At 41.7% G+C, this 26,695-nt stretch carries 30 protein-coding genes; 8 read left to right on the top strand and 22 right to left on the bottom strand.

What is annotated here, in order from left to right; translation table 11 throughout:
- Positions 1 to 63: 63 nt before the first annotated feature.
- Complete coding sequence (locus tag ACA086_RS04715; RefSeq protein ID WP_371002194.1) at positions 64 to 585, top strand: HAD hydrolase-like protein; 522 nt, start codon at positions 64 to 66, stop codon at positions 583 to 585.
- A gap of 94 nt (positions 586 to 679) precedes the next feature.
- Positions 680 to 1,090, top strand: a complete 411-nt coding sequence (locus tag ACA086_RS04710; protein ID WP_371002193.1) for a glyoxalase — start codon at positions 680 to 682, stop codon at positions 1,088 to 1,090.
- On the opposite strand, the gene ACA086_RS04705 is transcribed toward ACA086_RS04710, so the two are convergent.
- The gene (locus ACA086_RS04705) at positions 1,082 to 1,759 is read right to left on the bottom strand and encodes a DUF2461 domain-containing protein (RefSeq protein ID WP_371002192.1); all 678 of its coding nucleotides are present in this window, start codon (positions 1,757 to 1,759) and stop codon (positions 1,082 to 1,084) included. The two genes, ACA086_RS04710 and ACA086_RS04705, sit on opposite strands and share 9 nt — an antisense overlap.
- Before the next feature lie 94 nt (positions 1,760 to 1,853).
- Here ACA086_RS04705 and epsC point away from each other — a divergent pair, with 94 nt between their 5' ends.
- Positions 1,854 to 2,648: a serine O-acetyltransferase EpsC gene (gene epsC, locus ACA086_RS04700; protein ID WP_371002191.1), complete on the top strand. Its 795-nt coding sequence runs from the start codon at positions 1,854 to 1,856 to the stop codon at positions 2,646 to 2,648.
- Positions 2,638 to 3,522, top strand: a complete 885-nt coding sequence (cysM, locus tag ACA086_RS04695) for a cysteine synthase CysM (protein WP_371002190.1) — start codon at positions 2,638 to 2,640, stop codon at positions 3,520 to 3,522. Before epsC ends, cysM begins: the two co-directional genes overlap by 11 nt.
- 54 nt (positions 3,523 to 3,576) lie before the next feature.
- Here cysM and ACA086_RS04690 read toward each other — a convergent pair whose 3' ends face one another.
- The 8 genes from ACA086_RS04690 to truA all read right to left on the bottom strand — a co-directional run bounded on the left by ACA086_RS04690 (position 3,577) and on the right by truA (position 9,835).
- On the bottom strand, positions 3,577 to 3,822 hold the full coding sequence (locus tag ACA086_RS04690) for a hypothetical protein (RefSeq protein ID WP_371002189.1): 246 nt from the start codon (positions 3,820 to 3,822) through the stop codon (positions 3,577 to 3,579).
- A gap of 42 nt (positions 3,823 to 3,864) precedes the next feature.
- Positions 3,865 to 4,413 (bottom strand): hypothetical protein, encoded by a 549-nt coding sequence (locus ACA086_RS04685; RefSeq protein ID WP_371002188.1) that lies wholly within the window; start codon positions 4,411 to 4,413, stop codon positions 3,865 to 3,867.
- Between the two features lie 45 nt (positions 4,414 to 4,458).
- A complete protein-coding gene (locus ACA086_RS04680; protein WP_371002187.1) occupies positions 4,459 to 5,361 on the bottom strand; it encodes a mechanosensitive ion channel family protein in 903 nt (300 codons plus the stop codon).
- A 48-nt stretch (positions 5,362 to 5,409) separates the two neighbouring features.
- Positions 5,410 to 5,910, bottom strand: coding sequence for a Dps family protein (locus ACA086_RS04675; protein WP_371002186.1), 501 nt, complete (start codon positions 5,908 to 5,910; stop codon positions 5,410 to 5,412).
- Between the two features lie 268 nt (positions 5,911 to 6,178).
- Positions 6,179 to 6,988, bottom strand: coding sequence for an alpha/beta hydrolase (locus tag ACA086_RS04670; RefSeq protein ID WP_371002185.1), 810 nt, complete (start codon positions 6,986 to 6,988; stop codon positions 6,179 to 6,181).
- Positions 6,981 to 7,850 (bottom strand): alpha/beta hydrolase, encoded by an 870-nt coding sequence (locus tag ACA086_RS04665; protein WP_371002184.1) that lies wholly within the window; start codon positions 7,848 to 7,850, stop codon positions 6,981 to 6,983. Before ACA086_RS04665 ends, ACA086_RS04670 begins: the two co-directional genes overlap by 8 nt.
- 73 nt (positions 7,851 to 7,923) lie before the next feature.
- Complete coding sequence (gene corA / locus ACA086_RS04660) at positions 7,924 to 9,012, bottom strand: magnesium/cobalt transporter CorA (protein WP_371002183.1); 1,089 nt, start codon at positions 9,010 to 9,012, stop codon at positions 7,924 to 7,926.
- A 37-nt stretch (positions 9,013 to 9,049) separates the two neighbouring features.
- Complete coding sequence (gene truA / locus ACA086_RS04655; RefSeq protein ID WP_371002182.1) at positions 9,050 to 9,835, bottom strand: tRNA pseudouridine(38-40) synthase TruA; 786 nt, start codon at positions 9,833 to 9,835, stop codon at positions 9,050 to 9,052.
- A 128-nt stretch (positions 9,836 to 9,963) separates the two neighbouring features.
- Between truA and ACA086_RS04650 the strand changes: the two genes are divergently transcribed.
- From ACA086_RS04650 to ACA086_RS04640, 3 genes are all read left to right on the top strand, one after another.
- Positions 9,964 to 10,404 carry a hypothetical protein gene (locus ACA086_RS04650; protein ID WP_371002181.1) on the top strand — a complete coding sequence of 147 codons (441 nt, stop codon included), beginning with the start codon at positions 9,964 to 9,966 and terminating at the stop codon, positions 10,402 to 10,404.
- A gap of 88 nt (positions 10,405 to 10,492) precedes the next feature.
- A complete protein-coding gene (locus ACA086_RS04645; RefSeq protein WP_371002180.1) occupies positions 10,493 to 11,713 on the top strand; it encodes a DUF418 domain-containing protein in 1,221 nt (406 codons plus the stop codon).
- Positions 11,714 to 11,864: 151 nt separating this feature from the next.
- Positions 11,865 to 12,332, top strand: a complete 468-nt coding sequence (locus tag ACA086_RS04640) for a hypothetical protein (protein ID WP_371002179.1) — start codon at positions 11,865 to 11,867, stop codon at positions 12,330 to 12,332.
- A 69-nt stretch (positions 12,333 to 12,401) separates the two neighbouring features.
- Here ACA086_RS04640 and ACA086_RS04635 read toward each other — a convergent pair whose 3' ends face one another.
- Together ACA086_RS04635 and ACA086_RS04630 are read right to left on the bottom strand one after the other, a co-directional pair.
- Complete coding sequence (locus ACA086_RS04635; protein ID WP_371002178.1) at positions 12,402 to 13,871, bottom strand: magnesium chelatase; 1,470 nt, start codon at positions 13,869 to 13,871, stop codon at positions 12,402 to 12,404.
- Positions 13,872 to 13,897: 26 nt separating this feature from the next.
- Positions 13,898 to 15,043 (bottom strand): VWA domain-containing protein, encoded by a 1,146-nt coding sequence (locus ACA086_RS04630; RefSeq protein ID WP_371002177.1) that lies wholly within the window; start codon positions 15,041 to 15,043, stop codon positions 13,898 to 13,900.
- 78 nt (positions 15,044 to 15,121) lie between these two features.
- Here ACA086_RS04630 and ACA086_RS04625 point away from each other — a divergent pair, with 78 nt between their 5' ends.
- Positions 15,122 to 15,937, top strand: a complete 816-nt coding sequence (locus tag ACA086_RS04625; protein ID WP_371002176.1) for a DUF1853 family protein — start codon at positions 15,122 to 15,124, stop codon at positions 15,935 to 15,937.
- A 33-nt stretch (positions 15,938 to 15,970) separates the two neighbouring features.
- Here the strand turns inward: ACA086_RS04625 and hisIE are convergent, their stop codons facing one another.
- The 11 genes from hisIE to ACA086_RS04570 form a co-directional block, all read right to left on the bottom strand.
- Complete coding sequence (gene hisIE, locus ACA086_RS04620; protein ID WP_371002175.1) at positions 15,971 to 16,567, bottom strand: bifunctional phosphoribosyl-AMP cyclohydrolase/phosphoribosyl-ATP diphosphatase HisIE; 597 nt, start codon at positions 16,565 to 16,567, stop codon at positions 15,971 to 15,973.
- 12 nt (positions 16,568 to 16,579) lie between these two features.
- Positions 16,580 to 17,353, bottom strand: coding sequence for an imidazole glycerol phosphate synthase subunit HisF (gene hisF / locus ACA086_RS04615; RefSeq protein ID WP_371002174.1), 774 nt, complete (start codon positions 17,351 to 17,353; stop codon positions 16,580 to 16,582).
- Entirely contained in the window at positions 17,354 to 17,875 is a 522-nt protein-coding gene (locus ACA086_RS04610) for a DinB family protein (RefSeq protein WP_371002173.1), read from the bottom strand.
- Positions 17,872 to 18,648, bottom strand: a complete 777-nt coding sequence (locus ACA086_RS04605; protein WP_371002172.1) for a HisA/HisF-related TIM barrel protein — start codon at positions 18,646 to 18,648, stop codon at positions 17,872 to 17,874. Before ACA086_RS04605 ends, ACA086_RS04610 begins: the two co-directional genes overlap by 4 nt.
- Entirely contained in the window at positions 18,649 to 19,230 is a 582-nt protein-coding gene (gene hisH, locus ACA086_RS04600) for an imidazole glycerol phosphate synthase subunit HisH (protein ID WP_371002171.1), read from the bottom strand.
- Positions 19,231 to 19,240: 10 nt separating this feature from the next.
- Positions 19,241 to 20,389, bottom strand: coding sequence for a bifunctional histidinol-phosphatase/imidazoleglycerol-phosphate dehydratase HisB (hisB, locus tag ACA086_RS04595; RefSeq protein WP_371002170.1), 1,149 nt, complete (start codon positions 20,387 to 20,389; stop codon positions 19,241 to 19,243).
- Positions 20,386 to 21,450, bottom strand: coding sequence for a histidinol-phosphate transaminase (hisC, locus tag ACA086_RS04590; protein ID WP_371002169.1), 1,065 nt, complete (start codon positions 21,448 to 21,450; stop codon positions 20,386 to 20,388). The genes hisB and hisC overlap by 4 nt, the downstream gene beginning before the upstream one ends.
- A 1-nt stretch (position 21,451) precedes the next feature.
- Positions 21,452 to 22,756, bottom strand: a complete 1,305-nt coding sequence (gene hisD, locus ACA086_RS04585) for a histidinol dehydrogenase (RefSeq protein ID WP_371002168.1) — start codon at positions 22,754 to 22,756, stop codon at positions 21,452 to 21,454.
- Between the two features lie 5 nt (positions 22,757 to 22,761).
- Positions 22,762 to 23,616: an ATP phosphoribosyltransferase gene (gene hisG / locus ACA086_RS04580; protein WP_371002167.1), complete on the bottom strand. Its 855-nt coding sequence runs from the start codon at positions 23,614 to 23,616 to the stop codon at positions 22,762 to 22,764.
- 190 nt (positions 23,617 to 23,806) lie between these two features.
- The gene (locus ACA086_RS04575) at positions 23,807 to 24,622 is read right to left on the bottom strand and encodes a prohibitin family protein (protein WP_371002166.1); all 816 of its coding nucleotides are present in this window, start codon (positions 24,620 to 24,622) and stop codon (positions 23,807 to 23,809) included.
- Between the two features lie 10 nt (positions 24,623 to 24,632).
- A complete protein-coding gene (locus ACA086_RS04570) occupies positions 24,633 to 26,666 on the bottom strand; it encodes a VWA domain-containing protein (RefSeq protein WP_371002165.1) in 2,034 nt (677 codons plus the stop codon).
- Between the last annotated feature and the right edge of the window lie 29 nt (positions 26,667 to 26,695).

Genomic DNA, 26,695 nt, shown 5'->3' with positions numbered 1-26,695 from the left:
AGTAATCCAAAGCCTCTGTACTTTTATTGGGATTTTTAAGAATTTTACTGAAAAGCGTAGCATATGATCCTTTTTGTCGACATGGATGAAGTGATGGCAGACACTTACAATGCACATATTGAATATTACAACAAGGAATTTGATGAAAGCCTAACCAAAGAAGAATGTATGGGCCATGAGGTATGGCAAAAGGTGCCAGAGTCGAGGAAGGAAAGTATTTGGCAACATTATTATGCCAAAGGCTTTTTTAGAGGCCTGAAGCCTATGCCTGGCAGCATTGAAGTTCTTGAGGAATTAAATGAAAAATACGCCTTATACGTGGCTTCTGCGGCTATGCAATTTCCCAACTCCTTGCTCGAAAAGCATCAATGGCTCGATGAATACTTTCCTTTTATTCATTGGACGAATCGAATTCTGTGTGGGGACAAAAAGATTTTAAGGGGCGATATCCTCATTGACGATCGCAGTCATAATCTGGAAAATTTTATAGGACGACCCCTACTCTACACTTCTCCGCATAATATTCACACCAATCACTTCGAAAGGGTCAATAGCTGGGAAGAAATCGCTAAAGAATTACTGTAAGCTCAATGTCTATTGTTCATAAAGCCGTTAACAAGTAATTAATTTTTGCGAAATGCCCCCTCGAGGATTTTCTAATTTTATTAAAACTTCAAAGATGAACGATAGATCTACCGAGCTTCTGAGGTTTCGTCCTTTATTGCCAAATGCTCGGGTCACCGATGAAATGAGTCGGGATGAACAATTTCAAAACGCCACTTTACGACCTATTATCAAATTTCAGAATACACTTCTGATTGCGGCTTTCCGGAATTATGTGCAAAAGCATAAGAATTACTTTCATGGGCTCACCTTGCCTAAAAAGCTCGAATATATTGAGCATGCCATCCAGAAAGACATGAAATTCAGAAATTCGCTTAAGGGAATGGTCATAGGGCAATTCACCGTAGAAGAGTATGAAAACTATATTCTGAATTCCTCAGCACTCAATAAACGAATGATGAATATGGTGATTGAACGACTGAAAGATCAGGTTCAGTTGTTTGAACTCGCCCCTCTATCACAATAAGGATTCGCCGTTGAGATTTGTAGTGAGAATTTCACTCATAAGATCAAAATAAGGTCGGATAGCCCTGAAAGAATCGTCAACCGTGGAGATGAATTCGGGAGACAATACCTCTTTATCGGCGAAGTTTCGGACGAAAATGAATTGTTTTTTTCGAATGAGGTCAATATCCGGATGTTCCTTGTCGAATCCCTTAGGTGCAGTTTTAAGCTCCTCCCCTTCCAGTTTCCCCCAAACATCTTTAAACTTTTTGTTCTGTATGACATTCCGGAATTCACTGGCATTCCCTTCCAACTCTTTGCGTATTCGAAGCAGGTCTTCCTTGTTAGGTTCCCAAAATCCCGCGGCGATAAAAGTCTCGCCAGGTTTAATCCTTAAATAATAACCGCCCCTCAGGGCACTTCCGGTTCTGCTAAAGGAACCTGCGAAATGGGATTTATAGGGTGTTTTGTCTTTGGAAAAACGCACATCCCTGTAAATACGAAACATCTTAAATTTATCAATATCGTCATGTTGCTTCATCCGTTCCATGAGCGACATGTAAAACTCTTTTACTTTCTTCTCGTGTTCCTTGAATTCTTTTTTGTTTTCCTGAAACCAGTCGCGGTTGTTATTTACAGACAATTTTTTAAGGAATTCAAGGGATTCTTTGTCGATTCTGTCAGTCTCCATAAAGCTTAGGTCTTTTGAAGTTTTGTAATAAAGTTAACCTTTTTAAAGAAGGGACTTTTTAATTATTGGTTAATTTTAGTTTTAAATAAATACCATGGACAGAAAGGCGATCATCAATAAAATAAAGCAGAATAAGATTCAGCCTAACCTCAAATTCAGGCTCAAAAGGGAAACGGAGGCCTTTACCGATCTGTTATTCCTCTCCCTTTTCGATATAGAAACGCCTTTTGAAGAAAATCTGCCGGAACTGGAAAAACGGTTCGACATGTTGGTAAAGCTGGCCTGCTGGGATCCTGACAAATTGTGTTCCTCTATATGGGAGGAGTATTTTCAGTCCCTGCCCAAAATACTCCAGAAACTCAATTTAGACGCTGAGGCCATAGCAGCATGTGACCCGGCCTCCCTTTCCATTGAAGAGGTGTATCTGGCGTACCCGGGGTTTTATGCCATTGCCATCTACCGCCTGGCGCATGAATTGTACAAGAAAAAATTTCCCCTTGTCCCCAGATTGATGACCGAATATGCCCACAGGCAAACTGGAGTTGATATCAATCCAGGAGCTCGTATTGGGAAATCTTTCTTTATCGATCATGCCACGGGAGTCGTTATCGGAGAAACTGCCGTCATCCATGATCATGTAAAAATATATCAGGGCGTTACCCTGGGGGCTCTGTACGTCACCAAAAGCCTTAGCGACACAAAAAGACACCCCACTATAGAGGACAATGTCACTATTTATGCCAATGCCACTATCCTGGGTGGAGAAACAGTTATTGGGGCAAATTCCATAATAGGCGGTAATGCCTGGCTCACCGGCTCTGTCCCTCCCAATTCAAAAGTTTATCACACTCCAGAAATTGAAATCAGAACACAGGACAATGTCATTTAATCTTACGGATCTTATAGGAAATACACCGCTGGTTAAGTCTAAAGCTTTAAATGACAACCCAGCGGTGGAATTATATTTTAAGCTGGAAGGGCAGAACCCGGGTGGCAGCGTAAAAGACAGGGCTGCTTTGAATATGATAGCAGCCGGACTGGAAAGAGGTGATTATACGAATCACACAAAACTCATTGAAGCCACCAGCGGTAATACAGGGATAGCGTTAGCCATGATTGCAAGTCTTTTTAAGCTTAAAATAGAGCTTGTGATGCCGGAAAATGCTACAAAGGAACGAGTACAGACCATGCGTGCCTATGGAGCAAAAGTTATCCTAACACCGGCGGACAAGGGTATTGAAGGCGCCAGAGACTATGCCGAGTCCAGGGTAAAAGAGGAAGGGTATGTGATGGTTAACCAATTTGCAAATGACGATAACTGGCAAGCACATTACAAAAGTACTGGACCTGAAATATGGCGCGATACCATGGGGAAAGTTACCCATTTTGTTTCCTCTATGGGCACCACGGGAACGATCATGGGAACGTCAACATTTTTAAAGGAACAAAATAATAACATACAAATTGTGGGGGTACAACCCACAGATGAATCGAGTATTCCGGGAATCAGAAAATGGCCGAAGGAATACCTCCCTAAGATTTTTACCCCAAAAAAGGTAGATCGGATTTTGGAAGTAAGTGAAAAGGAGGCTATAGCCATGACCAAACGCCTGGCAAAGGAAGAGGGTATTTTCGCAGGAATGAGCAGTGGTGGAGCAACTGCAGCTGCATTAAAGCTTGCTAAAGAACTCGAGGAAGGTGTTATCGTTTCCATTATTTGCGACCGGGGAGATCGTTATTTATCGTCAGAACTTTTTAATTAAAATAAAAAAAGTGCACCCCTTCGGGTACACTTTTTTCTATCTTCAGGTGACAGATCAGATGGAATCATCTGTTGCGTCTTCTACTTCCTCTGCTCCATCTTCAACTGCATCGCCCACTTCTTCGGCTCCATCTTCGATAGCGTCTTCTACTTCTTCAGCCCCTTCTTCCATGCTATCGCCAACTTCCTCAATGGTATCTTCTACTTTTTCTTCTGTAGATTTTGTTTCCCTGCAACTCAGGGTAAGTAAGCTGAAACTAATCAGCATGGTTAAGGCAATTAATATTCTTCTGAACTTCATAATATTCTGTTTTTGTTATTAATAAATGCTGATGAACTGGTATTACATTATCTGATATTCCTCAACTTTGAATGAAATTCTGTTTCCTTCATTATCGGTAAAGACAAATACTTCTTTTCCTTTATTTACAGCATCCCTGGTGAGATCTGTATTTTCTGTGATCATCAGATTGTCACCTTCTCCTACGGCTACATACAATTCATTTTCATTCAGGAGGAGGACAAAATCTGATTTTACATCAGCATTATAGCTAAAGCGGATCATCTCATCGTATTCCTCATCCTGGTCCAGATCAATTTTCACAGTCTTATAAATGGTTTTCTTTGGAATTACCCTATCCTGATTGACCTGTCCATTGTCTTCCCCATCCAATTGTATTTTCTGTGTCTGGGTTGATGTGACCTTTACTGAATTTTTAATCAATTCTCCCTTTTCATAGAGTTTATAAGTCTTTTCCAGGGTCTCCGTGGCTACAGTATCGGTTCTGAAGGTTCGCGCTTCATTTTCTGACATTGACTCCTGGGAAAACCCCAAAGAGAAGGTCAGGATACTTAATGCGGTCAAGGTAAATTTTTTATATATATGTTTCATTATTTTAAATTTTAGGATTAATAATTAATTCGATTTTACTTGTATCTAGTTTGTGGAAAATGCCTCAGCTACTTGCTTTGTATTTACGTTTAAGCCTGTTTTGAATTCAAGGGTCCTGATGGGGAAAGGAATGTTAATGCCTTCTTTATCGAATGCTTTTTTCAACGCCTTAATGACTGTATTCTTAGCCCTTAATTTCTCAATTGCACTTTCGCTGGTAATATAGAATCTGATAATAAAGTTTATAGAACTTCCTCCAAATTCCTCGAAATAAAATTCCACGTCATCCACTGATTCTACCTGATCAATTGCTTCCTTCACAGTATTTTTGGTCAGGTTTTCTACAAAATCCAGATCAGATTCGTAACCTACTCCACATCCGAGAACCACACGCATTCTGTTGGTCAGGGTGAAATTTTTAAGTGGATTTTCAAGAATGGTCTTATTCGGGATAATGACCTTGTTATTATCTGCTTCTTTAATGATAAAGTTGTTTAGATTAATCTTTACTACTTCACCGGCAAAGCCATTGGTTTCAATCCAATCTCCAATGCGGATATTCTTTCTAAAGGAGAGAACTACCCCGGAAATGGTGTTCGACAATGCACCTTGCAACGCCAGACCCACAACAAGTCCTGCTACTCCAGCCCCTGTCAATAATGACATTAAAGCGTCATTGAGATCCAGGATACTTAGGGCCAGAAATAAGCCAAAGAGTACTACTACTACTGTAGTAAGGTTAGAGATCAGGTTGGTAATCGACTTCTGAGGTACTCTTTTTGATACGAGTTTAGATACTCCTTTACTTGTATACCGGGCTACGAAATACGCTGCCAGTAGTACCGTAATCGCCAATACTATATTGGGCAGGTTTTCTACGAATGCAGATCCCCAGTCGGAAAGTTTATTTAGTAATATATCGAAGGATGATTGTAGTTCTTCTTTCATTAAAAAGGTAATTTAAAGGTTAATAATTCTTTTAGCATTCGTATCTACTTAGATCATAGAAGCCGTATTTAGTTCGCCTTTTTTATCCTTGTTCCATGCATTTAGCATCCAACTGGTCTTTTCCAGTTCCCGGACATAGGCACCAATTAAGTCGATCGTTCCCTCATCATTGATGGTATTTGCTTTTTCAATTACCTTTCCCATTTGTTTCAAGAGTATGCTATGGGCTTTTAAGGTATCGGCAATCATTTCACGATCTTCCATTTTCCCGGTACTTTCCTCAATCGTAGCCGTCTTTAAATAGGCACTGAGGTTACTCATGGGATGGTAACGCAATGTCAGTATCCTCTCAGCGATCTCATCGATCTTTACCCTGGCATCGGTATACATGGTTTCAAACTGCGCATGCAGGTCGAAAAAATTTTGTCCCAGTACGTTCCAGTGAAAATTTCTCAGTTTCTGATAGTACAGGTGATATTCTGCAAGTAGTGTATTGAGTTCAATTACTACAGGCAATAGTTTTTCTTCTTTGATATTCAAATAATTCATAGCGTTAAGGTTTTCGTTAAAAAAATGTTTTTTGTTGGAAGTGAAGTCTTAAAAAATGCCAAAAGAATTTTGGCTATTGTCAGGCGGATGCCTTAAAAAAAGAATAATTAAACATCCCAACACACTCAATATAAGTGATATATGAGTTTTGTCAAGTGGTTTAACACTGTTTAACGGCTATTAGGATTATTTAACAAAAGGATGTGTTAATTCCATATTAGGTTCCCAAAATATTTAACAAGCATAAAATTGCAATAGGAGTTGAATACTAATCAGTATGGGGGATCAGCAGTTTATCCAGCACCAGGTGGTAGTCGTCAAATGTTTTTAAATTATTGTGACTGCCCCCTTCAATTTTAACGAAGGTCGGTTGCTTCCCCTCCAGGCTCCGAAAGAGTTTTAAAGCCGATGAAATGGGCACTACCCTATCCTGGTCACCCTGTAGGATAACGATAGGGCAATTTGTATCCTGCAGGTAAAGATGCGTCCTAAAGGGATACTTCATCAACATATCTACAGGTAAAATTGGAAACCTTTCTTTTGCCACGTCAAGCAAACTGTAAAACGGGGTCTCAAGGATCAGCATAGAAGCCTGATTCCTTGAAGAGAGATATGAGGCCATGGCCGTGCCCAATGATCTGCCATAAAGGACAATCTTTTTATCGTCATTAATAGCAGCGACGTAGTCATAAAAAGCCTGAGCATCTTCTAATAAAGCAGTCTCACTAAGTTTCCCGCTACTTTTACCATAGGTACGATAATCCATTACAACCAGGTCGTAATTACGCCTAACAAGTCCCAAAACCTCTTCTCCCCATCGATCCAAATTCCCTGCGTTGCCATGAAAATAGAGAATAACTCCCCGGGGATTATCCCTTTTAAAATGAAGTGCATTGAGTCGGGCTCCATCCGGCCTTGTAATAAAAAACTCCTCAAAGGGCTCTTCAAAACTATACTGATACTGATTATCCAATTTTGTGGGTAGAAAAATAAGTTTCTCCTGAAGGTAGTACAGCATACTTAAGACGATTAAGATTCCGGCGATCAAACCTAAGATGACCTTTACAAATTTACGCATAAGGTCGGGTAGTGCTTTGATTTGCCTTATTCCCACTAGGTTCAGTCTCGATCTTTTTTGGTTCTTTAGAAATGATGTCGTAAATCATTCTGTGATACGACTCAAAACTGTTTAAATCCTTGTGACCGCCACCAATGACAGTGTACAAAGTGGTTCGTTCCGGGTTTATTTTAGATAGTTTAATGCTCGACTTATACGGTATTAACTGATCATCCGTACCGTGAATGATATGAATAGGGCATTGAACATACTTCAGCCATTTATAGGTGGGCATCGGAAATTTAAGTAATAGAGATAAAGGCATAAAAGGGATATACTTTTTAGCCACATGCCGTAGGCTGTAATAAGGGGCATCGAGTATTAGCATTCTGGGATTGTTCATGGAGGCCAGTTTTGCTGCAAAACCGGAGCCCAGTGATCTGCCGTAAAGAATAATATACCGTTCCTCTACTTTCTCCTTTATTTTATTGTAGATGACCTGCATATCCCGTTTGATGGCTTTTTGAGTTCTCCGGCCCGTACTTTTCCCAAAACCCCTGTAATCAACCATTAGCACATCGTAGCCATGACGGGTAAAATCTACGGCAAATTTGCCCCAGCCTTTTATGCTTTTAGAGTTTCCCTTCAGGTAAAAGACAATTCCTTTTGGGTTTTTTGCCTTAAATCGTAACCCGTTAATGATGGCCCCGTCTCTTGTCTCAACATGATATTCTTCCGTAACCTGATTTTCGTAATAAAACTGAAAATCTGTTGGGAGTTTTTCCGGTTTGAACATAAGATAATCCTGAAGAAAGTATAGCAAAACACTGACTAACAGGTATAAAATCACAAGGAATATCAGTACATAGACCCAATTTGGCATACCATGAATTTGGGTTTAAAATACAAAATAATTGAGAAGGGTGGTCCTGACATATAGGAAGAGTATAATCCTGTCAGATCCAGCGTTTTTTCTTAAAGTAGATGAGCATCAGAATAAGGAGGACAATCATAAGTCCCCACACCATATAGTAACCATTTTCCCAATGCAACTCCGGCATATTGTCAAAGTTCATCCCATAGATACCCACGATAAAAGTTAGAGGAATAAAGATAGAGGCCATAACGGTTAGTACTTTCATGACCTCATTCATTCTATTGCTCATGTTGCTCATGTACATTTCCATGAGGCTCATCACCATTTCGCGATAAATTTGAAGGCTCTCATTGATCTCCAGGCAATGATCGAGAGCATCCCTGAGAAATAGTTTTGTATCCTTGGTGATCAGTGGATTTTCTGAATCGATTAACCGACTTACCAATTCTTTAACCGGTGCGACATACCTGCGTATCTTCAGGACTTCTTTTTTCAACATCTGTATCTTCTGTGCTGTTTGAGGCCTGGGATTTTGATAGACTTCCTCTTCCAGAGTTTCTATCCGGTCGCTGATGTGTTCAAGGACGACAAAATAATTGTCAATAATGGCATCCAGAAGGGCAAAAAAGAGATAATCAGCTCCCCTGCTCCGAATTCTGCCGTACTTCCCTATGATTCGTTGCCTGACCGAACTAAAGACATCCTCATTTAACTCCTGAAATACCAGCACATGGTTTTTAAACATAGTCAGGGCCACATGTTCAATGATAATATTCTGCTGATCATCGAGATAGATCATTTTAAAAACCCCGAAAATATAATCTTCATACTCATCAATTTTTGGGCGTTGTTCCGTGTGGACAGCATCTTCGAGGACCAGAGCATTTAATTGAAAAGATTTTCCAAGACTACCTATAAATTCCTCATCACTGAGGCCTACAAGGTTGATCCATTTTACTTCTTTCTCTTTATGATCTAAAAGGGAATCAATTTGTAAAGGACTGTACTCTTCGACATATTCATCGCTATAAGCTATCACATCCAGAGAACTAATGGAATTTTCCCGACTCCCCATGTAGGTAATCGTCCCTGGAGCCTTCCCGATTTTCTTGTGAATTTTAAATTTCTTCTTGTGAATTTTATTCCCCGGTAAATGAATTTTGGCCATGTACTGCTAGTTTCCTTTAAAGATATAAAACAATTCGTCACTCCTTCAGTTCCAGATCCTTCAGGTACAATCCGGATGCGGGGGCTATATATAGTATATTTAACTTTTGGTCCTGTTGAAGGGCTTTTGTAAGAAATTCGGGCTGCAGCTCTCCTTTCCCGACTAACACCAGGGCTCCCATGATCATCCTGATCTGATACCGCATAAATCCATCTCCTTTTACTGTCAGCATATAACTCTTCTCCGGGAAAAAACTGGCCTGGATTTCTTTGTTTTCTGAGATTCGGCAATGGGATATCCTCCTGACTGTGGTGGACCCGGGTTGCAAGCGTGCGGTGAAGTTGTGAAAGTGGTGTTCCCCCTCAAACAGGGTCGCACATTGTATCATAAGCGATACATCGAGTTCTTCCAGAAAATTAGCCATAAAGGGAGCACAATACGGGTGATTCTTTGCCCCGAACGAGAATAAATAATGGTATTCCTTGTCGGAGGCATTCTTTATGATATTTATTCCCTCCCCAGCCTCTTCCATCCCAAGAATCCTAATATCAGACGGTAAATTTTGGTTCAGATCGTTTATGAATCTCTCTTCATCTTCTATCGGTCGGTGCTGAGAGATTAGCTGCAGGGCTGTCTTAAGGGCAGAGACCTTGGCATCCGTTCTGCTCGATCCCAGGATTTTATACTGTTCTTCCGGGCGTATAAATTTCAAGGTCTTCCTGATCATGCCTTCCACGGTTTTCTGACCCGGTTGTCTTTGCCAGCCACTATATCTGAAACCCAAATATTGCAACCAGATGATATAAACATGTTTTCCTTTCATTTTTGTAAATACGGATTAAAGATATTACAAATAAGGCAGGTCAATTTTTCCAATTCAATTTAAACCCGGTATTACAGCCTATATAAAAAATTTGTACTTTGTAGGAACAACTTCCAAAACAAACTAAGATGAACAAACATTTAACAACAAAACCTCCTGTCTGGTACTGGGTGGTTAGCGTACTTGCCCTTTTGTGGAATCTTATGGGCGTAATGAATTATTTGGGAACGGCTTTTATGAAAGAGGCCATTAAAGCTGAAATGACAGCTGCTCAGGTGGAACTTATGGAAAGTACCCCCGCATGGGTGACAGCTGCATTCGCCATTGCCGTGTGGTTTGGAGCAGCAGGTTGTATTGGGCTATTATTACGCAAGAAATGGGCTAAATCGGCTTTGGGACTTTCCTTACTAGGGGTTTTGGTTCAAACGGGATATGGCTTCTTTATGACAAACGCTAGCGAAGTATATGGTAAAACAGAGGCAATAATTATTCCATCTATGGTCATAATCATCGCAATTCTCCTTGTCTTTTTTGCACGTTTAAGTGAAAGAAAAACATGGATCGCATAGTATGATGCGATTCGCTTTTGTTTTAAGTGAATAGTAAACTGCAGGTAAATACCATTGCTTAAATGGTGATCCTTTTTGAAAATAAGTAATGGCAGAGCCTCAGAAGAAACCACGTATTGAGATCATTGATGCTCTAAGGGGCTTCTCCCTGGCCGGGATAGTGATCGTTCATATGGTGGAAAACTATATCGCAGCACCAGTCCCTGAAGGGGCTATGGACGCTGCACATCAGGGAACAGCAGACTATGTAATTGACGGGTTTATTCTCCTTTTTTTAAGAGGTAAATTCTTTGCCCTCTTCTCCTTTCTCTTTGGCCTGAGTTTCTTTATTCAAATGAAAAATGCCGATCTGAAAGGACAGAATTACCAATTCCGTTTTCTTTGGCGGTTGACGCTTCTCCTGATTATCGGTTATCTACACAGCCTTTTTTATCGCGGTGATATCCTCACCATATACGCCCTCCTGGGTATATTTCTGGTTCCATTTTACAGACTTAAAAAACAATGGATAGTAGTCTCCTCAATAGTTCTTTTCCTGGGCTTAGGAAGGTATTTGGTCTTTTTATTTACTCAGGGTGATTCATTGTTCACTGCAGGGAATTATGGTCCGGATAGCCCGGAGATTATTCAGTATTTTAATGTCTTGTCTGAAGGATCCATCTGGGAAGTTTTTAAAACCAATGCCTGGGAAGGCCATATAATGAAAATGGATTTTCAATTGGGGATTTTCTCCCGGGGCTATCTCACATTTGGCTTTTTTCTCCTCGGACTCTATACCGGAAAAATTGATTTTTTCAGAAACTACCTGGAAAAGAGGCAACTGGTGAAGGACCTGTTGTGGGGGTCGGTAATTTTGCTTTGTATTGCAGTGGTAATTACCGCAGGCTCATTTATGCAATTGGGGCCAGAACCCGAATTTAATAATTGGATTGCCATGCTGGGGCTAACAGGTTTTGATCTAGTCAATGTGGCCCTCACATTTATCATCCTGTGTCTTTTTGTGATGATTTACCGTTCAGAAAAATGGAAAAGACGACTCGATAGCTTCACGCCCTATGGCAGGACGGCCCTTACCAACTACGTTTTGCAAAGTATTGTCGGTACATTCGTATTTTATGGCTGGGGGCTGGGTTATATCGGAAAACTAAGCAATACTGTTTCCTTTGCTTTGGCCATACTCCTTATTATTGCCCAGATTTTAATCAGCAAATGGTGGATGAAACGCTTTTATTACGGTCCTTTCGAGTGGTTGTGGCGCAGTCTTACCTTTATTACGATTTATCCCTTCCGGAGATCAAAGAGCAACTAGGTGTTTTTTACTGTAAGGGTATTTTTGCAGTCTTTCACCACAGCTTTTCTGGCATACTCAACATTCCATGCAGTTCAACGATTTTTTTCAAATAAAGCAAACACCCCCCTCGTTCTAAATAGGAAAAATCAAAAAGCAAGTCGAACTTCCCATGAAGAATGTATTGAGAATTATACCCTGGAATAAATGCTTTTTGCTTTCCTTCAGCCTTCTGCCACTTATTGTGATTACCGGTTTTTACGGTCTGTATACCAACAAGTTTTACTTTCTTAAAATCGACAATTACATTTTCGCTTTTCTGGTTTTGATACATCTGTATTTCCTGAATTCCCTTCTAAAGGCCGACAGGGACAGTAGTATGCCTTTAAACTCATTACGTACCATTGAATTTGCTATGTATGCCATCCTCCCAGTGTACCTCTTTAAAATGGCAGAGACCCTCTACGTACTTATGACATATTTTGATTATTCAGAACATGTGTTCCCGCCAACATTTCTTCCTGTTGGCATCCTGATACTGCTTCTTCAGGCCCTTTTAATCCTTCTAACCTTAACCACTTTTCAACACAGAAGAGATCGGCTGGGGCCTTACAGATATGACCGGATCAATGAACTTTAGTCCCTTATGCAATTAGACATAGGGCCCGTGCTATGGCAGCACAAAAAACCCCGCTTGAGCGGGGTTTTTTTATAGCTTACTGATAAAACCTCCGTAGAGATCCTTGAGTTTGTATCCTTTTTTAAAACGTTGTTTACTGAGCTTCTTGTGAACCACCAGTCCCCAAAGGAGAAATTCCCTGAGAAAATAGGAATCCTTTTCTGTTACCTTGGGCTGATGTTTGCGAATGAGGTCCTGCAGGGGAGGAATATTATCCAATAGTTTTCTGTATTCATCTTCACTCAGGTCATCTGCTAACTCAATTCCATCCCGGTCAAAAAACCATAAGATCAGATCGTCATAAGGTCCATCTGCATTTTTTTGCTCCAGCTTCAGGATGGCCGGAAAATAATTTGGGAACAGACTTTTTACAGCATCATCAATAAGCATCATGGCCACCGTATCTGCGCCTTCCTGTTCTCCTTCATAAACAAGTTCTATTTTTCCGGTAATGGCAGGGATTACTCCAATAAAATCGGATAAGCGGACGGTTGTTTCCGAAGATCCCTGTAAAAGAGCTCTGCGTTCAGCTGTACTAAGGAGGTTTTCAAATGCGGTGATACTTGTACGGGCACTCACACCACTTTTTGCATCTACATATTCGCTGGATCTGGCTTCAAAACTTATCTGTTCCAGGAGATCTTTGGCCAGTTCAGGAACATGAATCATCCCTGCTTGCTCCTGGTCTAAATTTGCTTCCTGCTCCGTAATTTTTCTGGCAGTCTGTACTTCCTTGGGATAGTGCGTGAGGATCTGTGACCCTATTCTGTCTTTCAGTGGGGTTACAATGCTACCCCGGTTGGTATAATCCTCCGGATTGGCTGTAAAAACAAACTGTATGTCGAGCGGCAAACGCAATTTAAAGCCCCTGATCTGGATGTCTCCTTCCTGCAAAATATTAAAAAGAGATACCTGAATTCTGGCTTGTAGATCGGGTAACTCATTAATGACAAAAATACAGCGGTTTGCCCGGGGAATCATTCCAAAATGAATCACGCGGTCATCGGCATAAGAGAGCTTCAGGTTGGCTGCCTTTATCGGATCGACATCCCCTATAAGGTCGGCCACCGTAACATCGGGTGTGGCGAGCTTTTCGTAAAATCTTTCTTCTCGGGGAAGCCATGAGATTGGTGTTTTGTCTCCCTTTTCCTCTATAAGTTGTTTACTGTATCTGGAAATAGGAGCAAGTGGGTCATCATTGATTTCCGATCCCTCCACAACGGGGATATATTCATCCAGAAGATTTACCATGAGTCGGGCCAGCCTGGTTTTAGCCTGCCCCCTGAGTCCCAGCAGATTGATATTGTGTCTCGATAGGATGGCTCTCTCCAGTTCAGGAATAACTGAGTCTTCATAACCCCAAACACCAGCAAAAGTCTCTTTCCCTACTTTTATGCGCTGAATAAGGTTTTTTCTCAATTCATCCTTTATCCCCTGGGATTTATAGCCCGACTTCCGAAGGTCTCCAAGGGTTCTAATATTCTTATAATCTAATTTCATATCAACTTCTCCTTTTCTTATTCCTTTTATTTCAATCTTTTTTTTCTGTTCTTTTCGTAATCCTCAAATATCATTTCTCCCAATCCCTGCAAACCAGTGAACAGGGCTTTCCCTTTATTTGCTTCCGTGAAGTGCCTTACAAATTGCCTTAAATACGGATCCTGTGCAATCATAAAAGTAGTGATAGGAATGTGTAATTTTCGAGCCTGCCTGGCCATGTTGTAACATTTCTCCACTATAAAATCATCAAGGCCTACACTGTTTTTATAATAATTCCCGTCTGGCAGCCGCAGGCAACTGGGCTTCCCGTCTGTGATCATAAAGATCTGTTTATTAGTGTTCTTCTTCCTTCGAAGCATATCCATCGCCAACTGGAGCCCGGCCACCGTATTTGTATGATAAGGTCCTACCTTGAGGTAGGGCAGGTCTTTAATCGGGATTGGCCATGCGTCATTGCCAAAGACCAGTATGTCGAGTGTGTCTTTGGGATAGCGGGTAGTTATAAGTTCGGCCAGGGCCATGGCAACTTTTTTTGCCGGAGTGATCCTGTCTTCCCCGTAGAGAATCATGCTATGACTTATGTCGATCATCAGCACCGTGCTCATCTGAGCCTTGTGGTGGGTATCCTCTACCACAAGATCATCCTCTGTTAGTGAAAATCCATCCAGCCCGTGGTTCACCTGTGCATTTTTAAGGCTTTCGGTCATAGAAATCCTGTCCAAAGAATCCCCATAACGGTATTCCCTGAAGTCCCCTGTATGTTCATCTCCCAGGCCGGATTTCCCAGTACGGTGGTTCCCTGAACCACTTCGCTTTATCTTTCCAAAAATCTGTTCAAGTGCCCGTTGCCTGATAATCCGCTCCATCTTTGCTGTAATCGACAGCGACCCTTCGCTAGGAGTCCCTTCACCTTCTCCACCTTCCCCCTGCTCCAACTCTTCTCTCAGGAATCCTTTGGCCTTCAGGTCTTCAATAAAATCATCAATGGTATAATCCTCATCGGTAAGGTCGTATTCCTTATCTAGTTCCCTAAGCCAATCCAAGGCTTCATCTACATCGCCTGAGGTATGGGTAATTAATTCCTGAAATATTTCAAAGAGTTTTTCAAAAGGAGTTTGCTCCGGAGCATTGTAGGTAGTAAAACGAAAACCAGTTCTTGATTTCATAGCCATATCATAAAAATACTATATTTCACAAAATGCTTTGGGCTTTTATACAAACCTTAACGGTTTCGTTTAACTTCGTTATCGATGTCTTCCTTTTCCCGACAAATTACCGCCGCTTTCTTAAACACATCTCCATTATGGACCCGTCAGCAATTCGGCATTGAACAATTCATATTTCCTGAAATAGACCTAAAAGAAGTACAAGAATTTCCCATCCCTTCGAGGATGCGACTGGGTCATAAAATGGAACTTGTCTTTAATGCTGCAATGGAAAAACAGAACAGGTATAAGCTCATCGATCGAAATATCGTAATTCAAAGAGGAAACAGAACACTGGGTGAACTCGATTTTCTTTTGCGTGATACTTCAGATGATAGCGTGATCCATCTGGAACTCACTTATAAATTTTATCTTATCGATAATGAGATCAGCGAACCGATCTACAGATTAGTTGGGCCTAACCGAAGGGATATGTTTTATACCAAACTTGATAAGCTAAAAGAAAAACAGTTTACATTGCCCTACACAAAAGAAGGAAGGGAAGCACTCCAAGAAATATGGTTGGAAGCTGATCAGCTAAAACAACAAACCTGTTTTAAAGCACAACTTTTTACTCCATTTACACTCGATCAGATAGGGATAAGACCCTTGAATCAGAGCTGTATTTCCGGATTCTGGCTTCGCTTTGAACAGTTCAATTCCCTGGAATTTAAGGATTATCTGTACTACTTACCTTCCAAGGATGATTGGGTGTTAAATCCTTATGAAGAAGTAAGTTGGATCAATCAATTTAATCTATTGCTTGAAATTAACCTAAGAATGCTTAAGCAAAGCTCGCCCATGGTCTGGATGAGAAAAGATAAGGGCGATTACAAGAAATTCTTTGTAGTCTGGTGGTGACTTCAGGCTTTAGTGACAAAACTGCCTGCGTACTTAATGTCTGTCCTGCAAAACACGAACTATCGAGTCCAGATCATATCCCTTGGCACGCAGAAGTATAAGGAAATGGAATAACAGATCAGCACTTTCGCTAAGGAATAGACTATCGTTATTGTCCTTGGCTTCAATCACAACTTCCACAGCCTCTTCCCCTACTTTCTGTGCGATTTTATTTATGCCCTTATCAAATAATGAAGCTACATAACTCCTATCTCCGGTTGAATTATTCTGCCTGTCTGCGATAATCTTTTCGAGATCTGATAAAAATCCATAGGACATTTTGTTTTCAGTTCCCCAGCAGGTATCCGTGCCTTTATGACAGGTGGGCCCCTTCGGAACTACTTTTATCAGTAAAGTATCAAGGTCACAATCGGGTTGGATATTTACAACTTCCAAATAATTACCACTCTCCTCCCCCTTTGTCCAGAGACGCTTTTTAGACCTACTATAAAAAGTCACCCTCCCATCTTTCATTGTTTTATCCAGAGCATCCTGATTCATATACCCTAACATCAGAACCTTTTCAGTGTTCACATCCTGAATGATAGCGGGAACCAACCCGTCATTGTTTTTCGCAAAGTCTATTTTCATATTTACCCTATTTTAAGGTTGCACCTGAACTCTTTTACGTACCGGGATATTGTTCTTTGAAAGGTATTCCTTTAAGTCCCATATCCCAATTTCTTTAAAATGAAATACGCTGGCAGCCAGTGCCGCATCGGCCTTTCCCTCAACAAAGGTGTCGAGAAAATGTTGTGGCTTCCCTGCTCCTCCTGAGGCAATAATGGGGATATTTACACATTGTGACAATTCGGCAAGGGCTTTATTGGCAAATCCATTTTTAGTGCCGTCGTGATTCATGGAGGTAAATAGGATTTCCCCTGCCCCCCGTTTTTCAACTTCCCTCGCCCAATCAAATAAATCTAAATCCGTAGGTACCTTCCCTCCTACCAAATGTACCTTCCATTCTCCTTTTAACAATTTGGCATCTATGGCCACTACGATACATTGTGAGCCAAACTTTGCAACCAACTCGTCGATCAAGGACGGATTTTTTACAGCTGAAGAATTGACAGAAATTTTGTCCGCTCCGTTTTTAAGGAGGATACTTACATCTGAGGCTGAAGAAATCCCCCCTCCTACAGTGAAAGGGATATTCACTCTTTCTGCAACACTTTTCACCAGCCTGGCCAGGGTTTTGCGCTCTTCTTCTGTTGCAGAAATATCGAGAAACACAAGCTCGTCTGCCCCTTCTTCTGCATATCGTTCTGCCAGTTCAACCGGATCTCCGGCGTCCCTAAGATCCACAAAATTTACCCCTTTTACGGTACGGCCGTTTTTTATATCAAGACAGGGGATAATTCGTTTTGTCAACATCTAATTCTCATTCTTTGTGTTCAGGTCGATTCCTGAGTAAAACTCAAGGTCCTTCGCTTTTAAGCATTTAACCCAATAGGCAATCTGACCTGTATGATAGGAAAAATGTTCTACTACGTGCATCAGAATTCCAACACCGCTTAAATTAAAACCCTGAACTTTATAATATTTTATCAACTGTTCGTCCGTCAGGCTTTCCACCAACTCCTTTACCTGTTCAATCAGACTCTTTAGATCTGCCATCAGCTGCTCTTTGCTGATTCCTCCACTGATATTGAATTCCGCATCGCGTTGGCGCATATCTTTCTTACCTCCTATTCCGGCTAGTACATACTGGGTGATATTTCCACACAAATGCACCATGATATTACCTATACTATTGGAAGCCTCATTTGGCCTGCGCCATATTTCTTCTTCCTTTAGCTCTCCAAGGCTCTTTTCTACCATTCGCAGGCTCTCATCCATCCTGTAAATGGTATTTTTCTTTATTTCTTCACTCAGTTGTGACTCAGTGGTACTCATGCGTTCAGGATATAGGTTTCCAATTCTCTAAGGGCTATCCGGTTCTCGTAAATGGCCTTGCCCAGGATGGCCCCTTCGCAACCTAGGGAGTTCAAAGTATGAATATCGTCCATAGTAGTAATACCTCCACTTGCTATTAACTTAAGCGTTCTATTTTCTTCCCTTGAGTTTTTGACCACTTCCACTCCTGTATTTTTACCACCGGCCTCTTCCAGTATTTTCTTATAGAGTTCTGTGGAGGAGCCCTGTAGCATCCCATCCTTACTGATATCTGTACATATCACGTAGGTTACCCCTTGCTGCAGATATTCCCTGATAAACGGAATTAATTCGAGGTCAGAGCCTTCCTGCCAACCCGATACCGCAATTTTCTCATTCATAGCATCGGCCCCTAAAATAATTTTATCCGGCCCGTATTGTTCCAGCCATGTGAGGAAAGTAGAACGGTTCTTTACAGCAATACTTCCTCCGGTTATTTGTTGGGCGCCCGACTCAAAGGCTATTTTCAGGTCTTCATCCGATTTGAGTCCGCCCCCAAAATCGATCTGCAGAGAGGTTTTGGAAGCCAGTTCTTCAAGGATCTTGTAATTCACAATGTGATTCGACTTTGCCCCATCGAGGTCAACCAGGTGCAGATATCTGATCCCGTGCGCCTCAAACGACTTCGCTACCTCGAGCGGATTCTCGTTATAGACCTTTTGTGTGCTGTAATCTCCCTTTGAGAGACGGACACATTTTCCTTCGATGATATCAATTGCCGGGATGATCCTCATTTATAGGTTGATAAAATTGTTTAAAATCCGCTCCCCGATATCACTGCTTTTCTCAGGATGAAATTGTACTCCCCAGAAATTATTTTTTCCCATAGCGCTACTGTAGGGAAGTTCATAATCAGTTACTGCTATGGTATCCTTGCTTAAGGGAGCGTAATAGCTGTGCACCAGGTAAATGTATTCATTCTCAGGTATTCCCTTGAATAAGGGCGATTTTAATTCCCTGATCTGATTCCAGCCGATCTGCGGTACTTTTACCTTCCTGCTAAACCTCACCACATCCACATCATATATGCCAAGACCTGTAGTATTACCTTCTTCAGAAGATGCACACATAAGCTGCATCCCGAGACAAATCCCCAGAACGGGCTGTGTTAATTCAGGAATAACCTTGTCGAGACCACTTTCCACTAATTTTTTCATTGCACTGCTGGCTTCCCCCACACCGGGAAAGATCACCTTATCGGCATTCCTGATTTCATTGGGATCATCAGAGAGTACGGCCGAATACCCCAGACGTTCCAGGGCAAACTGAATACTCTGAATATTACCAGCTCCATAGTCGATAATAACGATTTTCATAACATACTCCTTATAAGGTACCTTTTGTTGAAGGCAATATCATTTTGTCCGTATCGCGTTTTACCGCCATTTTGATCGCCTTGGCAAAGGCCTTAAAAATCGCCTCAATTTTGTGATGTTCGTTTGTTCCCTCAGCCTTGATGTTAAGATTTGCCTTAGCACCATCTGTAAAGGATTTAAAAAAGTGAACAAACATTTCAGTGGGCATATCTCCTATCATTTCCCTCCTGAATTCAGCATCCCAAACCAGCCAGTTGCGGCCACCAAAATCGATGGCAACCTGAGCCAGGCAGTCATCCATAGGTAGGCAGAACCCATACCGTTCAATTCCGAGTTTTGACCCTAATGCTTTGTGAAATACTTCTCCCAGGGCAATGGCCGTGTCTTCAATTGTATGGTGTTCATCAATTTCCAGATCGCCCTTAACCGCAATCTCAAGATCTAATTGCCCGTGTCTTGCAATCTGGTCTAACATATGATCAAAAAAAGGAAGGCCTGTTGAGATATTACTCTCTCCTTTCCCATCAAGGTTGAGACGGATCGAAATCTGGGTTTCCTTTGTCTTCCTTTTATGATGTGCTACCCGGTCTTCAACCTTTAAAAAATTGTAAATCTCTTTCCATGAATTGGTCTCCAGGGCTATACAGGCAGTAATTTCTTCCATTCCTGAGCTCAGTTCATCATTCCCCAGATCCGTATTATTATTGATGAAAATCCCTTTCGCTCCCAGGTTTTTTGCAAGTTCAATATCGGTAAGCCTGTCGCCAATGACATAGGAATTTTCTAAGTCGTAGTCTTCAGCAAAGTATTTTGTCAGCAGTCCGGTTGCCGGTTTTCGGGTATCTGCATTTTGTTCAGGAAAGGTTTTGTCGATACAGACCTCCTGAAAAACAATTCCTTCTTTTTCCAGGGTTTTCATGATAAACTCCTGAAGGGGCCAGAACGTATCTTCGGGAAAGGCCTCAGTGCCCAATCCGTCCTGATTGGTTACCATGACCAGTTCATAGGATAATTCCCTTGCAATCCGCCCCAGGTAGGTAAATACTTCAGGATAGAAATCTAACTTTTCAAACGCATCGATCTGCTCGTCAGCCGGTTCCCTGATAAGGGTGCCATCCCTGTCAATAAACAACACTTTTGTCTTGGAGCTGTTTTTCATTTCATTTTATTTAATGCCGTGATTAAACGGTCGTTTTCTGATGGGGTGCCTATAGTAAAGCGAAGGCCATTTGAACAAAGGGCTTGATTAGTGCGGTTCCTTACAATGAATCCCTGATTTAATAATTCCTCGTAGCGCTTGTCGGCGTTATCGACTTTCACAAGGATAAAGTTGGCATCACTGTGATACACTTGTTTCACAAAAGGAAGAGATGCCATTGCCTTTTTTAACTTTTCTCTTTCAGATCGAAGAATGTCGATTTCTTCCTGAATAAGATCCCAGTTCTGCAGGCGATCCATCGCCTTGCGCTGCGTAAGTTCATTCACATTATAGGGTGGTTTTATTCTGTTGAGTATAGTGATCACCTCTTCGGAGGCAAAACACAACCCCAATCTTATTCCTGCCATCCCATATGCCTTGGAAAAGGTCTGAGTAACCACGAGGTTGGGATACTCCTTCAGAGACTCTATCCAGCTCCTCTGTTCGGAGAAGTCGATATAAGCCTCATCAATCACCACCAGCCCATTAAAAAAGCCTAACAGCGCCTCAATTTGCTCTACAGGAATACTATTCCCGGACGGATTGTTCGGGGAGCAGACAAATATGAGTTTGGTATTTACATCCACTGCCTCGTTTATCTTCCTGAGGTTCAGGGTGAAATCAGGATTCATCTCAACCTTTGTATTTTCCACGTCATTCAGGGAAGCCAGAACTCCATACATCCCGTAAGTGGGAGGTACTGTAATCACCTTATCTTTTGCAGGTTCACAAAAGGCACGGAAGAGCAGGTCTAAAACTTCGTCGCTACCATTGCCCAGTAAGATCTTATTTTCATTGATCCCTTTTCTGCTTGCTATTTCAGATTTCAGATTTCGCTGCCTGGGGTCAGGATATCGGTTTAAGCCATTTTCAAAGGGATTTTCATTGGCGTCCAGGAATATTTTTTCTGAACCATCAGATACGTACTCATCCCTGGCCGAAGAATAGGGCGTCATTTTCCTGACGTTTTCTCTTATGAGCCGTTGAAGGTTAAATGGGGATGATTTTTTCTCTGTACTCATCCTAGGCATCTGCTTTAATCGAATTTTTAATACTTTCCAGTCTGAGGGTTACTGCATTTTTATGGGCTTGTAGCCCCTCAGCCTCGGCCATAATTTCAATGGTCTCCCCGAGATCTAATATTCCTTCTTTTGTGATTTTCTGAAAGGTGATGCTCTTCATAAAACTGTCAAGGTTTACGCCGCTATACTGCCTGGCGTATCCATTCGTAGGCAGGGTATGATTGGTCCCTGAAGCATAGTCTCCTGCACTTTCAGGGGTATAGTTCCCTATAAAAACAGATCCCGCATTAATGGTATTTTCAAGATAGTATTCTTCATCTGCAACACACAGTATATAGTGTTCAGGTCCGTATTCATTGATCAGGTCTACGGCTGCAGCCGCATCGGAGATATAGATGAGTTTGCTATTGGATATAGCCCTATTGGCGATTTCCTTTCGAGGGAGATTCCGAAGCTGCAATCTGACTTCCTCCTCAACTTTCTCTAAAAGACCCTTGGAAGTAGTAATCAGCATTACCTGACTGTCAACTCCGTGTTCAGCCTGACTCAGCAAGTCGGAGGCGATAAACTCTGGAACAGCAGTATCATCGGCCATTACAAGCAATTCACTGGGTCCTGCCGGCATATCTATGGAAACGCCATAGCGGGTAGCCAGCTGTTTGGCAACTGTGACATACTGGTTCCCCGGGCCGAATATCTTAAATACTTTGGGGATAGTCTCCGTTCCAAAAGTGAGAGCAGCTATTGCCTGTATCCCTCCTACTTTATACACCTTTGAAACTCCACAGAGAGCTGCTGTATACAAAACCACAGCAGGTAGATTTCCATTTTTGTCGGGCGGACTACACATGACAATCTCGTTGCATCCGGCAAGTTTAGCAGGAATCGCCAACATAAGGATAGTTGAGAATAAGGGAGCTGTTCCACCGGGAATATACAAACCCACTTTCTGAATTGGTTTTTTCTTTTGCCAGCAGCTAACCCCGGGTGAAGTTTCAACCTTGAGCTCTGTTGTTTTCTGAGCTTCGTGAAATTTCCAGATATTGGCATATGCCCTTTGTATGGCTTTCTTTAAAGGCTCTTCCAGGGATTCGGCAGCTGATTGAAGTTCCTGAGGCGTAACTGATGAAGACTCCATGGAGACCCCGTCATAATTCGCTGTATATTCGTTTACCGCCGCATCGCCTCTTTCTTTGACAGCTGAAAAAATGGAACGCACCGTGTTCTCGATGTCATCAACCGTTTGGGTAGGGCGGGCAAGTAAGGATTCCCATTCTTCGCGTGCCGGATTGAAATACTTTTCCATTGGAACTATATTACCATTTTTTCTATTGGACAAACCAGAATACCTTCTGCTCCTGCTTGTCTTAATTCGTCTATTACTTCCCAGAATTTATCTCTGTTGATAACCGTGTGTACTGAGCTCCATCCTTCTTCCGCCAAAGGCAGCACTGTCGGACTACGCATCCCTGGTAGCAAACTGATGATAGTGTCAATTTTATCATTGGGCACATTCATCAGTACGTATTTTGACAATCGGGCCGTGAGTACAGAGCGTATCCGGAACAGTAATTTTGATAATACTTCCTCCTGTTCAGCTCCAATGTTGGGTGACACAGCAAGCACTGCCTCGCTGGTGAGTATTTTTTCTACTTCCTTAAGGTTGTTTTTAAAAAGGGTACTCCCGCTGGAAACTATATCACAGACGGCATCGGCAAGACCGATATTAGGTGCGATCTCTACAGATCCGCTAATAATATGCAATTCGGCTTCAACCCCTTTCTTCTTTAAATACGAGGCTACGGTATTGGGATAAGAGGTCGCTATTCGTTTTCCCTCCAGGTCCCTGACAGATTCATATTTGTTCGACTTGGGAACCGCGAGGGATACACGGCATTTAGAAAAGCCAAGTTTTTCGGCAACTCTCAGGTCTTCTCCTTTCTCAACCAGTACATTTTCCCCTATGATGGCCACATCCACCACCCCGTCTCGCAAATACTGAGGGATATCCCCATTACGGAGATAAAACACTTCCATGGGAAAATTTCTGGCAGATGCCTTTAGCTGATCCTTCCCATTGTCTATGGAGATACCACAGTCCTTTAGGATTTTCAGGGAATCTTCGTTGAGACGACCTGATTTCTGGATAGCGATTTTTAATTTCATGCCTTTTCTTTTATTTAATCTTGAAAAACAAAACCCGTTTGATTGCTCAAACGGGTCCGGATATCGTGTAAATACAACAAATCAATCCTAGCCTGCTTGAGGGCAAGTGAGGAAATGATGATGTGTATTGTTATTTCTCATACTGAGGCAAATGTAGAATTTATTTTAAACCTACAAAAATTTGATTTTACTAATTATTTCCTAAAATCAAAGGCAATCCAGAATCTCCTGAGCCCACTACCACTATTTTGGCATTGGGTGATTCAGAAAGTTTCAGGGTAGCTTCGATTCCCTTGTCCTGTAAAATTTTGTCTGTAAGGGAAGCGCTGAGAATTCGGTTGGCATCAGCCTTACCCTGAGCCTCAATGATCTGCCTTTGGGCCTCTTTATCTGCGGTGATCAGACGAAATTCATATTCCAGGGATTCCTGTTCCTGTTTTAGCTTTCTTTCAATAGCCTCTTTAATAGTTGGGGGCAGTGTAACATCCCTTACGAGAACTTCATTTAGTTGAATATACTGACCATCAACGATCTTTTTAGTTTCCTCAAAAATCTCAGCCTGAATAGCATCCCTTTTACTGGAATACAATTGTTCCGGAGTATAACGTCCTACAACACTACGGGCAGCTGAACGAATTGTGGGTAAAAGTATGCGTTGCACATAGGCCTCGCCTTTCTCCTGATGCAATTTTCCAAGGTCCTCGAACTTAGGCTCAAACCAGGCAGAAGCATCCAGTTTGATCTCCAGTCCATTAGACGAAAGTACCTGCATTTTTTCAAATACTTCCTGTTGTCTTACTTCGTAAACAAAAACCTTGTTCCAGGGAGCTACAAGGTGAAATCCTTCTCCCAGGGGTGGTTCATCGGTAACAACACCATCTCCAAAGGTTCGGTAAAGAACTCCGGCCTCTCCGGAGCCAATAGTGATAGCTGATTTTGAAATCAGAATCACCAATACAATGATGATAAATACTGCGGGTAAAGCAATTTTTGGAAGTTTGTCCATTTTTTAATTTTTATATTAATCCGTTATATTTTCTGATCAACCATTCGGTAGTAAAAGCGAGAATGATTATCGCGAACATTATTTTAAAATCGATCAAAGATACGACATTTTCAATGCTTTTCTGTGTTGGGGCCAGGCCTGGATTTTCTTTGAGTTCATTTAACATATTCTCTATTTCATCAGGGTGATAAAGTTGGCCCCCACTTCCTTCGGAAAGGTCCCTGAGCTGATCAGCATCACTGGAAACGAATAACTGTTCCAGGTTAAACTCCTCGATCGTAAAACGACCTCCTTTTTGCAGGTTTTCGCCTTCTACGGAGACTGAAAAAGTATAATCTCCTTCTTTCAGGTTACCCAGTCCTGCCTCATAATGGTCGCCACTAAACAGCATGGTCTGCTCGCTTTTAAATTCATCAGCTGTACTGTTGATCCTCAATGTTAAAGTGGCATCCTTCTTGAAGACGTAGGTTTCATCCGTAAAAGTTGCCTTTATTTTTTTCTCTGTAACCGCACTGTACAGCTGTTCGTATTCTATCGAAAGTCGATCTCGTTTCCCGTCGGAAGTGAGATATAAAATGATCTTATTTATGAAATTGTCGAAATTGTTGAAATTCTCATCATTGCGGTAACTCTGTACCCTCCACTTCCATATATTCTCTCCAAAGAGATAGGCATGCCTTTCTTTTCCATCAGAAATAATCGGTAATAACGGCTCCTGCAGATTTACACCTCTTATTTGCTGGTCGATTAAACTCTCGTAAGGCTGAGTGATCAGAATTTCACCCAGGCTACCTATGAGAGGGGGGAAATCCTCTACTGAAAAATCCCCTAAATCAAATAGGTCGAACGTCTGATTGAGAATCGGTAGGATTTCTTCGGTCTGATTTGAATTACTGATCTCCAGCCCTTTCTGCATCCTGTTGAGGTACCGCCAATTGGTTCCGGGACCTGTTAGTGTAAAGGTATTCAGACCAGACTCCTTTAAAAAGTCGTACACCGATTGAAATGCTGGGGTGGGTTGATATAAAATAAATATATCAAACGAACTTAATTCCTCAACCGATGCCCGCGGTGAAAGCAAGGAAACACTTCTTTGGTCATTGCTTTCTATGGCCTTGATCAAAGCTCCAAGATCGGGGTGTAGAACATCAGAGATAAGACCTACCATTGTTTTTTCATCAATTACTTCAATTGGAATACGCCTTTTATTATTCATTGTATTCCGTTCTCCCGGTATAGAATCCACGGAAATGTCAATCATTCGCAGTCCAACTTCAGCGGCCTCCAGGGTAGTACTGAATTTTTTAGAGTTCTCCTCAGGTGTAAGTTGGAACTCATTAGAGTAAACTATCTTACCGTCCATACGGATCCTGAGACGGCTAGCAACGGCTTCATTGCCTTGTAGGGTTACAAAAAGTTCAACGGGAAACCGATTTTTAAGAAATGTATATTTGTTGATATTAACCTGATTAATTCTCAAATCTGCATAACGGGTGGTATCACCTACTACCACTGAATACACAGGATAACTGAGATCATTTCCCATATATTCATAGGCCTTTCCGACGGTCTGATTTCCATCGGAAATTAAAATGGCGAGGGTTTTGTCACGCCCAAAAATATTGTCGACAGATGACAGGGCTCCGGAAATATCAGACACTTCTGCAGAAAAGCTAAGGCTATCTGAACTTAGTAGCTCAGAGCCAAAGGCAAATTTCCTGAGTGTAAATCTTTCGGCAAGAGCCTTATCTTCCAGAATTCGTTCATTCAGAGTCATGATCTGTTCTGAGGCGCCTCCCGATTTTATCGATTGGGAGTCATCGAGGAGTAGAAGGAGGTTATGTTTTTCTAACTGGTAGCCAACATTTGAAATCTTTGGATTAAGCAAGATTAGCAATACTCCAAAAATTGAGATAAAGCGAAGAAAGGCCAGAATCCAGTTGAGCCTGCCTCTTTTTTTTGCCTTATAAAAATATTGCCAGAGAACAATCAGGAGGGAAAAAAGCGCTGCCAGCAGCACGCCAAGTAAGGTTGCCGTTTGCATTAATCATTTCTTTTAGTCGCTTTCTTCAA

It is taken from the genome of Muriicola sp. E247, from assembly GCF_041358175.1.
In the GTDB taxonomy this organism is placed as follows: Bacteria; Bacteroidota; Bacteroidia; order Flavobacteriales; family Flavobacteriaceae; genus Muriicola.
Note: the sequence above shows the minus strand (reverse complement) of the source record. Positions and strands in the feature narration are given on the sequence as shown.

Bases quoted from the DNA above. Each gene is read 5' to 3' on its own strand.
- ACA086_RS04710 (WP_371002193.1), top strand. From the start codon at position 680: ATGAACGATAGATCTACCGAGCTTCTGAGGTTTCGTCCTTTATTGCCA.
- hisG (WP_371002167.1), bottom strand. From the start codon at position 23,616: ATGAAATTAAAAATCGCTATCCAGAAATCAGGTCGTCTCAACGAAGAT.
- corA (WP_371002183.1), bottom strand. From the start codon at position 9,012: ATGGCCAAAATTCATTTACCGGGGAATAAAATTCACAAGAAGAAATTT.
- ACA086_RS04665 (WP_371002184.1), bottom strand. From the start codon at position 7,850: ATGCCAAATTGGGTCTATGTACTGATATTCCTTGTGATTTTATACCTG.
- hisH (WP_371002171.1), bottom strand. From the start codon at position 19,230: ATGAAAATCGTTATTATCGACTATGGAGCTGGTAATATTCAGAGTATT.
- ACA086_RS04640 (WP_371002179.1), top strand. From the start codon at position 11,865: ATGAAGAATGTATTGAGAATTATACCCTGGAATAAATGCTTTTTGCTT.
- ACA086_RS04715 (WP_371002194.1), top strand. From the start codon at position 64: ATGATCCTTTTTGTCGACATGGATGAAGTGATGGCAGACACTTACAAT.
- truA (WP_371002182.1), bottom strand. From the start codon at position 9,835: ATGAAAGGAAAACATGTTTATATCATCTGGTTGCAATATTTGGGTTTC.
- ACA086_RS04625 (WP_371002176.1), top strand. From the start codon at position 15,122: ATGTCTTCCTTTTCCCGACAAATTACCGCCGCTTTCTTAAACACATCT.
- epsC (WP_371002191.1), top strand. From the start codon at position 1,854: ATGGACAGAAAGGCGATCATCAATAAAATAAAGCAGAATAAGATTCAG.
- hisC (WP_371002169.1), bottom strand. From the start codon at position 21,450: ATGAGTACAGAGAAAAAATCATCCCCATTTAACCTTCAACGGCTCATA.
- hisIE (WP_371002175.1), bottom strand. From the start codon at position 16,567: ATGAAAATAGACTTTGCGAAAAACAATGACGGGTTGGTTCCCGCTATC.
- ACA086_RS04685 (WP_371002188.1), bottom strand. From the start codon at position 4,413: ATGAAACATATATATAAAAAATTTACCTTGACCGCATTAAGTATCCTG.
- ACA086_RS04575 (WP_371002166.1), bottom strand. From the start codon at position 24,622: ATGGACAAACTTCCAAAAATTGCTTTACCCGCAGTATTTATCATCATT.
- ACA086_RS04690 (WP_371002189.1), bottom strand. From the start codon at position 3,822: ATGAAGTTCAGAAGAATATTAATTGCCTTAACCATGCTGATTAGTTTC.
- ACA086_RS04680 (WP_371002187.1), bottom strand. From the start codon at position 5,361: ATGAAAGAAGAACTACAATCATCCTTCGATATATTACTAAATAAACTT.
- ACA086_RS04630 (WP_371002177.1), bottom strand. From the start codon at position 15,043: ATGGCTATGAAATCAAGAACTGGTTTTCGTTTTACTACCTACAATGCT.
- ACA086_RS04670 (WP_371002185.1), bottom strand. From the start codon at position 6,988: ATGCGTAAATTTGTAAAGGTCATCTTAGGTTTGATCGCCGGAATCTTA.
- hisF (WP_371002174.1), bottom strand. From the start codon at position 17,353: ATGTTGACAAAACGAATTATCCCCTGTCTTGATATAAAAAACGGCCGT.
- ACA086_RS04605 (WP_371002172.1), bottom strand. From the start codon at position 18,648: ATGAGGATCATCCCGGCAATTGATATCATCGAAGGAAAATGTGTCCGT.
- cysM (WP_371002190.1), top strand. From the start codon at position 2,638: ATGTCATTTAATCTTACGGATCTTATAGGAAATACACCGCTGGTTAAG.
- ACA086_RS04645 (WP_371002180.1), top strand. From the start codon at position 10,493: ATGGCAGAGCCTCAGAAGAAACCACGTATTGAGATCATTGATGCTCTA.
- ACA086_RS04570 (WP_371002165.1), bottom strand. From the start codon at position 26,666: ATGCAAACGGCAACCTTACTTGGCGTGCTGCTGGCAGCGCTTTTTTCC.
- ACA086_RS04705 (WP_371002192.1), bottom strand. From the start codon at position 1,759: ATGGAGACTGACAGAATCGACAAAGAATCCCTTGAATTCCTTAAAAAA.
- ACA086_RS04675 (WP_371002186.1), bottom strand. From the start codon at position 5,910: ATGAATTATTTGAATATCAAAGAAGAAAAACTATTGCCTGTAGTAATT.
- ACA086_RS04650 (WP_371002181.1), top strand. From the start codon at position 9,964: ATGAACAAACATTTAACAACAAAACCTCCTGTCTGGTACTGGGTGGTT.
- ACA086_RS04610 (WP_371002173.1), bottom strand. From the start codon at position 17,875: ATGAGTACCACTGAGTCACAACTGAGTGAAGAAATAAAGAAAAATACC.
- ACA086_RS04635 (WP_371002178.1), bottom strand. From the start codon at position 13,871: ATGAAATTAGATTATAAGAATATTAGAACCCTTGGAGACCTTCGGAAG.
- hisD (WP_371002168.1), bottom strand. From the start codon at position 22,756: ATGGAAAAGTATTTCAATCCGGCACGCGAAGAATGGGAATCCTTACTT.
- hisB (WP_371002170.1), bottom strand. From the start codon at position 20,389: ATGAAAAACAGCTCCAAGACAAAAGTGTTGTTTATTGACAGGGATGGC.